This is a genomic window from Streptomyces sp. NPDC060205, assembly GCF_042728395.1.
Classification (GTDB): Bacteria; Actinomycetota; Actinomycetes; order Streptomycetales; family Streptomycetaceae; genus Streptomyces.
Window position 1 is genome coordinate 1 of the sequence record NZ_JBHWZP010000384.1, and the last position, 8,363, is coordinate 8,363.

An 8,363-nucleotide genomic window follows, 5' to 3' on the forward strand; every position below is an offset into this window, starting at 1 on the left:
CGGGGCGTGCCCCCCACCTTGTTTTGCGGGGGGGGGTCCCCGGGAGTTAAACGGTCCCGGGTACCGCCCTACTCTTGGTTCCCATGCCCTTCACGTACGAGGATGTGGGCGCGACCCGCGACGGCCGGTGCCCACCCGGCTTCCACCCCCTGCATGTCCGCACCCGCATAGGCGAGGGCCACGAGGTCTTCAAGACGGCCTCGCAGGCGGTCATGACCTGGGAGGTCCACAAGGCGGCCGGTGTCACCATCACGACGGACGCCGCCGAGGCCGCCCCGGGCGTCGACGTGACGGTCGGCCTGGGTCCCCTCATCAAGGCGCCCTGCCGCGTGGTCTGGATCCTCGACGAACCGCGCCGCGCCGGCTGGGCCTACGGCACCCTGCCCGGCCACCCGGAGTCCGGCGAGGAGGCCTTCGTGGTCGACCGCACGGGCGACGGCACGGTCTGGCTGACCGTGACCGCCTTCAGCCGCCCCGCGAAGTGGTACACCCGTGCGGGCGGCCCGGCGACCCGCGGTCTGCAGCACGCGTACGCGCGGCGGTGCGGGGCGGTGCTGCGGAGGATGTGCGCCGAGTTCGACGAGGCCTAGGCCCCGTCGTCCGATTCCCGCCTGCCGTCCCGCCGCACACCGGCTCCGCGTCACCTCACCGCATGAGCACTCCCGCTCCCTCCGTCAGCTCCTCCGCGGGGACCGCCACCAGACCCAGTTCCGCGGTGGAGGCGAGGAGCCGGTGGGCCGGGAGGATACGGACCGTGTAGCCGAAGGGGCCCGTGCGGTCGAGGGAGAGCGGGCCCTCGTAGAGCCAGCGGCCCTCCGCGTCCGGGCCGCCCGCCGGCTTCAGCGGGAACGTCGTGCCGTCCGTGATGCGGTCCTCGGAGTCGACGCGCCCTGAGACCGCCTGGACCTCGACGTCGTCCGGCGCCAGGTCGCCGAGGCCGACCAGGACCCGCAGGGACAGCGTCGAGCCCAGTTCGGCCGTCGCGGTCACGGCCGTCGTCTCGACGTGGTCGACCGTGACGTGCGGCCAGGCCGCCCGCACCCGGGACTTCCACACCGCCAGCTCCCTCGCGGCGGGGTGGTCCATGGAGCGGTGGGCCAGCGCCGCCGGGGTGTAGAGGCGTTCGACGTACTCGCGGACCATGCGGCCCGCCAGGAGCTTGGGGCCCAGGTGGGAGAGGGTCTGGCGGACCATCTCGATCCAGCGGTCGGGCAGGCCCGCCTGGCCCAGTTCGTAGAAGCGCGGGGCCACCCGCTGCTCCAGCAGGTCGTAGAGGGCGGTGGCCTCCAGTTCGTCGCGGCGGTCGTCGTCGACCGCGGTGCCGTCCGCCGTGGGGATCGCCCAGCCGAAGTCCGGCCGGAACCATTCGTCCCACCAGCCGTCCAGGACCGACAGGTTGAGGCAGCCGTTCAGCGCGGCCTTCATGCCCGAGGTGCCGCACGCCTCCAGAGGGCGCAGCGGGTTGTTGAGCCAGATGTCGCAGCCGGGGTAGAGCTTCTGCGCCATCGCCATGCCGTAGTCGGGGAGGAACACGATCCGGTGGCGTACGCGCGGGTCGTCGGCGAAGCGCACCAGTTCCTGGACGAGGCGTTTGCCGCCGTCGTCGGCGGGGTGGGCCTTGCCCGCCACCACGATCTGCACGGGCCGCTCGGAGTGCAGCAGCAGGTCCATGAGCCGGTCGCGGTCCCGCAGCATCAGCGTGAGGCGTTTGTAGGAGGGGACGCGGCGGGCGAAGCCGATCGTCAGGACGTCCGGGTCCAGTACGCCGTCGATCCAGCCCAGTTCGGCCGTGCCCGCGCCCCGCTGCCGCCAGGACGCGTACAGCCGCTCCCGTACCTCCGCGACCAGTTGCTCGCGCAGGGAGCGGCGCAGTTCCCAGATGTCCTGGTCGGGGATGTCGGCGACGGCGTCCCAGGTCTCGGAGCCGCCGACGGTGAGGGCGTCCTCGGTGCGCTGCGCGCCGATCTGCCGGGCGCCGAGCCGGAACACCTCGGGGGCCACCCAGGTGGGGGCGTGGACGCCGTTGGTCACCGAGGTGATGGGGACCTCGGCCGGGTCGAAGCCGGGCCACAGCCCGGAGAACATCTCGCGGCTGACCTGGCCGTGCAGGAGGGAGACGCCGTTGGCGCGCTGGCCGAGGCGCAGTCCCATCACGGCCATGTTGAAGAGGTTCGGCTCCCCGCCCGGGTAGGTCTCCATGCCGAGGCGCAGGATGTGTTCGACGTCGATGCGCGGGAGTTCCGCGTCGGGGCCGAAGTGGCGGGCCACCAGCTCCCGGTCGAAGCGGTCGATGCCGGCGGGCACGGGGGTGTGGGTCGTGAAGACGGTCCCGGCCCTGACCGCCTCAAGCGCGGCCTCGAAGTCGAGGTCCTCGTAGGACAGTTCGTGGATGCGCTCCAGACCGAGGAAGCCCGCGTGGCCCTCGTTCGTGTGGAACACCTCGGGCCGCGCGTGGCCGGTGAGCCGGCAGTACGTACGCACGGCGCGTACGCCTCCGATGCCGAGCAGCATCTCCTGGAGCAGCCGGTGTTCGCTGCCGCCGCCGTAGAGCCGGTCGGTGACCCCGCGTTCGCCGAGGTCGTTCTCCTCGACGTCGGAGTCGAGGAGCAGCAGCGGGACCCGGCCGACCTGGGCCAGCCAGATCCGCGCGTGCAGGGCCGTGCCGCCGGGGAGGGCCAGGGAGACCTGGGAGGGGGTGCCGTCGGCCTCGCGCAGCAGGGAGACGGGCAGTTCGTTGGGGTCCAGGACCGGATAGTGCTCCTGCTGCCAGCCGTCCCGGGACAGGGACTGCCGGAAGTATCCGTGCCGGTACAGCAGTCCGACACCGATCAGGGGTACGCCGAGGTCGCTGGCCGCCTTGAGATGGTCCCCGGCGAGGATGCCGAGGCCGCCGGAGTACTGCGGCAGCGCGGCGGTGATGCCGAACTCGGGTGAGAAGTAGGCGATGGCGGCGGGCAGTTCGGACGGCTGGGACTGGTACCAGCGGTCGCCCGTCACATAGTCGTGGAGATCGTCGGCGGCGGCGGACAGCCGCCTCAGGAACCTGCGGTCGTCGGACAGCTGGGCCAGCCGCCCGGACGACACGCTCCCGAGGAGCCGTACGGGATCGCAGCCCGAGGCGGTCCAACGCTCGGGGTCGACGGACTGGAAGAGGTCACGGGTCTCGGCATGCCAGGACCAGCGCAGGTTGCGCGCCAGGTCGCTGAGGGGGTGGAGGGCTTCCGGGAGTACGGGTCGCACGGTGAACCTGCGGATGGCCTTCACGAGCTTCCACCTTCACAAAGGGCGTATCGCTGTCGCCAAGGACGTACGGACGTCATCCACGACGGTAGCGGCGTCGTTGCTCCGCAACCACGGCGCGCAGCGCTGCGCTGTGCTTCGCCGGGAGTGCAGTGGTGCGACTGCGGGCCGGTGGGGGCGGGCCGCAGTCGTTCCCCGCGCCCCTGACGGGGCGCCCCGGTCGGGGCGCGGACTCTCCGGGGCGCGTGGGCGGTATGGCCGATTCCGCACCGGCGTGCGGGGTTGTGGGGGTTCGCGGCGCACGAGAGGCTGCCGCATGTCGACGAGGGGAGCGCACACCATGGCAGTGAGGCGCACACGGCGGCTGCACTGGGCGGGAGGCCTGACCGCGGTCCTGACGGCGGCGGCGGTCTCGGCCCCCGTTCCGCCGGCGCACGCCGCGCCCGAGGGGCGGATTTCCGGCAGCGCGAGAGCCGGCTCCGTCTCAGGCAGTTACATCGTGACGCTCGAAGGAGCGACGAAAGCCCCGTCGAAGGCGGGCAGGGAGGTCGCCGCCGAGTACGGCGCGAGAATAAGCCACACCTACAGCGCGGCGCTCAACGGCTACGCGGTGCGGGCCGGCGAGCGGCAGGCGCGGCGGCTGGCCGCCGACCCCCGGGTCGTCTCGGTCGCCCGGGACGCCACGGTGCGCGTCGAGCACCAGCAGTCGGACCCGCCGTGGGGCCTCGACCGCCTCGACCAGCGGGAGCCGCCGCTGGACCGCAGCTACACCTGGCCGGAGTCGGCGGGCCAGGGCGTGACGGCGTACGTCATCGACACCGGTGTGCGGGTCACCCACCAGGACTTCGGCGGCCGGGCCTCCTCCGGCTGGGACTTCGTCGACGGCGACGCCGTCGCGCAGGACGGCCAGGGCCACGGCACGCATGTGGCGGGCACGATCGCGGGCACGACGTACGGGGTCGCGAAGCAGGCGCGGGTCGTCGCCGTCCGGGTGCTCGACGACACGGGGGCCGGCACGCTGTCGCAGGTCATCGCCGGTATCGACTGGGTGACGGTCCATGCCGTGAAACCGGCCGTCGCCAACATGAGCCTGGGCGGTCCCGCGAACGCGCAGCTGGACGCCGCCGTACGCACCTCCATCGCGTCCGGCGTCACCTACACGATCGCGGCCGGCAACGACAACCGCCGGGCGAGCCTCGACTCACCGGCCCGGGTCAAGGAGGCGGTCACGGTCGGGGCGAGCGACACGAAGGACGCCAGGGCGTACTTCTCCAACTGGGGCGCGCGGGTCGACCTGTTCGCGCCGGGCGTGGGTGTCACCTCGGCCTCGCACACGGGCGACACCGGCACGGCCACCTTCTCGGGTACCTCGATGGCCTCGCCCCATGCCGCAGGCGCGGCCGCGCTGTATCTCGCCGACCACTCCTCGGCGGCCCCCGCCGAGGTCGCCGGGGCCCTGGCCGACCGGGCCGCCGACGGGGTTCTGTCGGACGTGGGGGCGGGCTCCCCCGACAAACTCCTGCAGGTCGACAACCCTTGACCAAGAACACCTTCACAGACCGGTCTTGTCCCGCGAATCCCGGGTAGATGCTTCACGGATCAGTTGATGCACTGCAGATCAGTGGCGGATTCCCAGCGGGCGAGGCCGGTCTTGTGTGTGGACATACGCGCGAGTAGTTAACAAAGTGCCGGATTGCCCACCCGAAAGGGGAGGGAAGGCTCCCTCGGTAACGCACCACAGGAACCACCTCCCCACACTCTCATCCGCCCACCCACGTTGACGCGGACAGGAGCGGTCATGCCCGCCATGCACCACCAGCCGTCACCACCCCCGACGCCCGGCACCACACCACCCCCGGATCCGGGGGAGAAAGCGGACCGCCCACCGGCATCGAAGACCCGGACCGCGGAGCAGCCGACTCCGGCGGAACGGACCGGCCCGGCCCGTCCCGCCGCTGCGACCGGGCCGAAGAACCAGGCCGGGCCCACGGCGCCCGCCTCCGGGCGGGCCACCCCCGCCCCCGAAGGCATCCCCGTGAACGCCCCCGTGATCGGCCGTATCCCCGTCCTGGACGTACGTCCTGTCGTCATGGGCGGCCGCCGCCCCGCCAAGGCCGTGGTGGGAGAGTCCTTCGAGATCTCCGCGACGGTCTTCCGGGAGGGCCACGACGCGGTCGCCGCGAACGTCGTGCTGCGCGGCCCCGAGGGCCGCACGGGCCCCTGGACACCCCTGCGCGAACTCGCCCCCGGCACCGACCGCTGGGGCGCCACCGTCTCCGTACCGGCGCCCGGCCTGTGGACTTACACGGTGGAGGCCTGGGGTGATCCGATCACCACCTGGCGCCACCATGCCCGGATCAAGATCCCGGCGGGCATGGACACCGAGCTGGTCCTGGAGGAGGGCGCGCTGCTGTACGAGCGTGCCGCGGCCGGGGTGCCGAAGAGCAAGGGCCGGCGGGAGGCGATCCTCGCCGCCGTGGAGGCCCTGCGCGACACCGCCCGTCCGGCGGCGGCCCGGCTGGCCGCCGCGCTCACCCCGGACGTGGACCATGTCCTCGCCCGCCACCCCTTGCGCGAACTGGTCACCGCCGCCGACCCGCTGAGCCTCCAGGTCGAGCGGGAGCGGGCGCTGTTCGGGTCCTGGTACGAGTTCTTCCCGCGCTCGGAGGGCGCGGTGGTCGAACCCGGGAAACCGCCGGTCAGCGGTACGTTCGCGACGGCGGCCCGGCGGCTGCCCGCGATCGCCGCGATGGGCTTCGACGTGGTGTACCTGCCACCGATCCACCCCATCGGCACGACCTTCCGCAAGGGCCCCAACAACACGCTGGACCCCGGCCCGCACGACGTAGGGGTGCCGTGGGCGATCGGCTCGTCGGAGGGCGGGCACGACGCCGTCCACCCCGACCTCGGCACGATCGACGACTTCGACGACTTCGTGCGCAGGGCCGCGGAACTGGACCTGGAGATCGCACTCGACTTCGCGCTCCAGTGCTCCCCCGACCACCCGTGGGTGGAGAAGCACCCGGAATGGTTCCACCACCGCTCCGACGGCACGATCGCCTATGCGGAGAATCCGCCGAAGAAGTACCAGGACATCTATCCGATCGCCTTCGACAAGGACATGCCGGGCCTGGTGCGGGAGACGCTCAGGGTGCTGCGGTTCTGGATGAGCCATGGCGTACGGATCTTCCGTGTCGACAATCCGCATACGAAACCGGTCATCTTCTGGGAGGAAGTGATCGGGGAGATCAATCGCACCGATCCCGATGTGATCTTCCTGGCGGAGGCGTTCACCCGCCCGGCGATGATGCACACCCTCGGCGCGATCGGTTTCCAGCAGTCGTACACGTATTTCACCTGGCGCAACACCAAAGAGGAACTGACCGAATACCTCACCGAGCTCTCCGGTGACGCGGCCGCCTACATGCGGCCCAATTTCTTCGTCAACACCCCCGACATCCTGCACGAGTTCCTTCAGCACGGTGGCCGGGGCGCCTTCGAACTGCGCGCGGTACTGGCCGCGACCCTCTCCCCCACCTGGGGTGTCTACAGCGGATTCGAGCTGTGCGAAGGCGTGCCGGTGCGCGACGGCAGCGAAGAATACCTGAACTCCGAAAAGTACCAACTACGTCCGCGAGACTGGGAGTCGGCGGAACGCGAAGGCCGTAGCATCGCGCCCCTGATTGCCGAACTCAACGCGATCAGGCGCCGCAGCCCCGCCCTTCGACAACTGCGTGACCTGCATTTCCACCACACGGACAAGGAGGCGGTGCTCGCCTACTCCAAGTCGGTCACGGACGCACGCGGATCGAACACGGTTCTGGTGGTCGTGAACCTCGACCCCCACCACACCCAGGAAGCCACCATCTCGTTGGACATGCCACGACTCGGCCTCGACTGGCACGCGTCACTGCCGGTACGCGACGAGCTCTCCGGCGAGATCTACCCCTGGGGCAGGACCAACTACGTACGCCTCACCCCCGGTCACCGGGCCGCGCACGTACTGACCGTCCTGCGACCGTCCTCACCGCCCACCGGAGGGTCACCCACATGATCGTCAACGAACCCGTCCCGGACACCTTCGAGGACACCCCCGCCAAAGACCGGGACCCCGAATGGTTCAAACGCGCCGTCTTCTACGAAGTCCTCGTCCGCTCCTTCCAGGACAGCAACGGCGACGGCATCGGCGACCTCAAAGGCCTCACCGCCAAACTCGACTACCTCCAATGGCTCGGCGTCGACTGCCTGTGGCTGCCCCCCTTCTTCCAGTCCCCCCTCAGGGACGGCGGCTACGACGTCTCCGACTACACCGCCGTCCTGCCCGAATTCGGCGACCTCGCCGACTTCGTGGAATTCGTCGACGCCGCCCACCAGCGCGGCATGCGCGTCATCATCGACTTCGTCATGAACCACACCAGCGACCAGCACCCGTGGTTCCAGGCCTCCCGCAACGACCCCACCGGGCCTTACGGCGACTACTACATGTGGGCCGACGACGACCAGCAGTACGCCGACGCCCGCATCATCTTCGTCGACACCGAAGCCTCCAACTGGACCTTCGACCCCATCCGCAAGCAGTACTACTTCCACCGCTTCTTCTCCCACCAGCCCGACCTCAACTTCGAAAACCCCGCCGTCGTCGAGGAAATCGTCTCCGCCCTGCGCTTCTGGCTCGACCTCGGCATCGACGGCTTCCGCCTCGACGCCGTCCCCTACCTCTTCGCCGAAGAGGGCACCGACTGCGAAAACCTCCCCGCCACCCACCAGGTCCTCAAGCAGGTCCGCGCCGAGATCGACGCCCACTACCCCGACACCGTCCTGCTCGCCGAGGCCAACCAATGGCCCGAAGACGTCGTCGACTACTTCGGCGACTACACCGCCGGCGGCGACGAATGCCACATGGCCTTCCATTTCCCGGTCATGCCGCGCATCTTCATGGCCGTGCGGCGCGAGTCCCGCTACCCCGTCTCGGAGATCCTGGCGAAGACCCCGGCCATCCCCTCCGGCTGCCAGTGGGGCATCTTCCTGCGCAACCACGACGAGCTCACCCTCGAAATGGTCACCGACGAAGAACGCGACTACATGTATGCGGAATACGCCAAAGACCCGCGCATGCGCGCCAA

Annotated in this window: 5 protein-coding genes; 4 read left to right on the forward strand and 1 reads right to left on the reverse strand. The window is 70.5% G+C overall.

The window, feature by feature from the left end:
- Positions 1-83: 83 nt before the first annotated feature.
- Positions 84-590 carry a DUF1990 family protein gene (locus tag ACFWGJ_RS38535; protein ID WP_387333614.1) on the forward strand — a complete coding sequence of 169 codons (507 nt, stop codon included), beginning with the start codon at positions 84-86 and terminating at the stop codon, positions 588-590.
- A gap of 55 nt (positions 591-645) precedes the next feature.
- On the opposite strand, the gene ACFWGJ_RS38540 is transcribed toward ACFWGJ_RS38535, so the two are convergent.
- A complete protein-coding gene (locus ACFWGJ_RS38540) occupies positions 646-3,264 on the reverse strand; it encodes a glycosyltransferase family 1 protein (protein WP_387333615.1) in 2,619 nt (872 codons plus the stop codon).
- A 316-nt stretch (positions 3,265-3,580) separates the two neighbouring features.
- On the opposite strand from ACFWGJ_RS38540, the gene ACFWGJ_RS38545 reads away from it, so the two are divergent.
- The 3 genes from ACFWGJ_RS38545 to ACFWGJ_RS38555 all read left to right on the forward strand — a co-directional run.
- The gene (locus ACFWGJ_RS38545) at positions 3,581-4,780 is read left to right on the forward strand and encodes a S8 family peptidase (RefSeq protein ID WP_387333616.1); all 1,200 of its coding nucleotides are present in this window, start codon (positions 3,581-3,583) and stop codon (positions 4,778-4,780) included.
- A gap of 258 nt (positions 4,781-5,038) precedes the next feature.
- A complete protein-coding gene (locus tag ACFWGJ_RS38550; protein WP_387333617.1) occupies positions 5,039-7,294 on the forward strand; it encodes a maltotransferase domain-containing protein in 2,256 nt (751 codons plus the stop codon).
- The coding region (locus ACFWGJ_RS38555; RefSeq protein ID WP_387333618.1) for an alpha-amylase family glycosyl hydrolase at positions 7,291-8,363 on the forward strand (1,073 nt) is incomplete at its 3' end. The genes ACFWGJ_RS38550 and ACFWGJ_RS38555, both read left to right, overlap by 4 nt.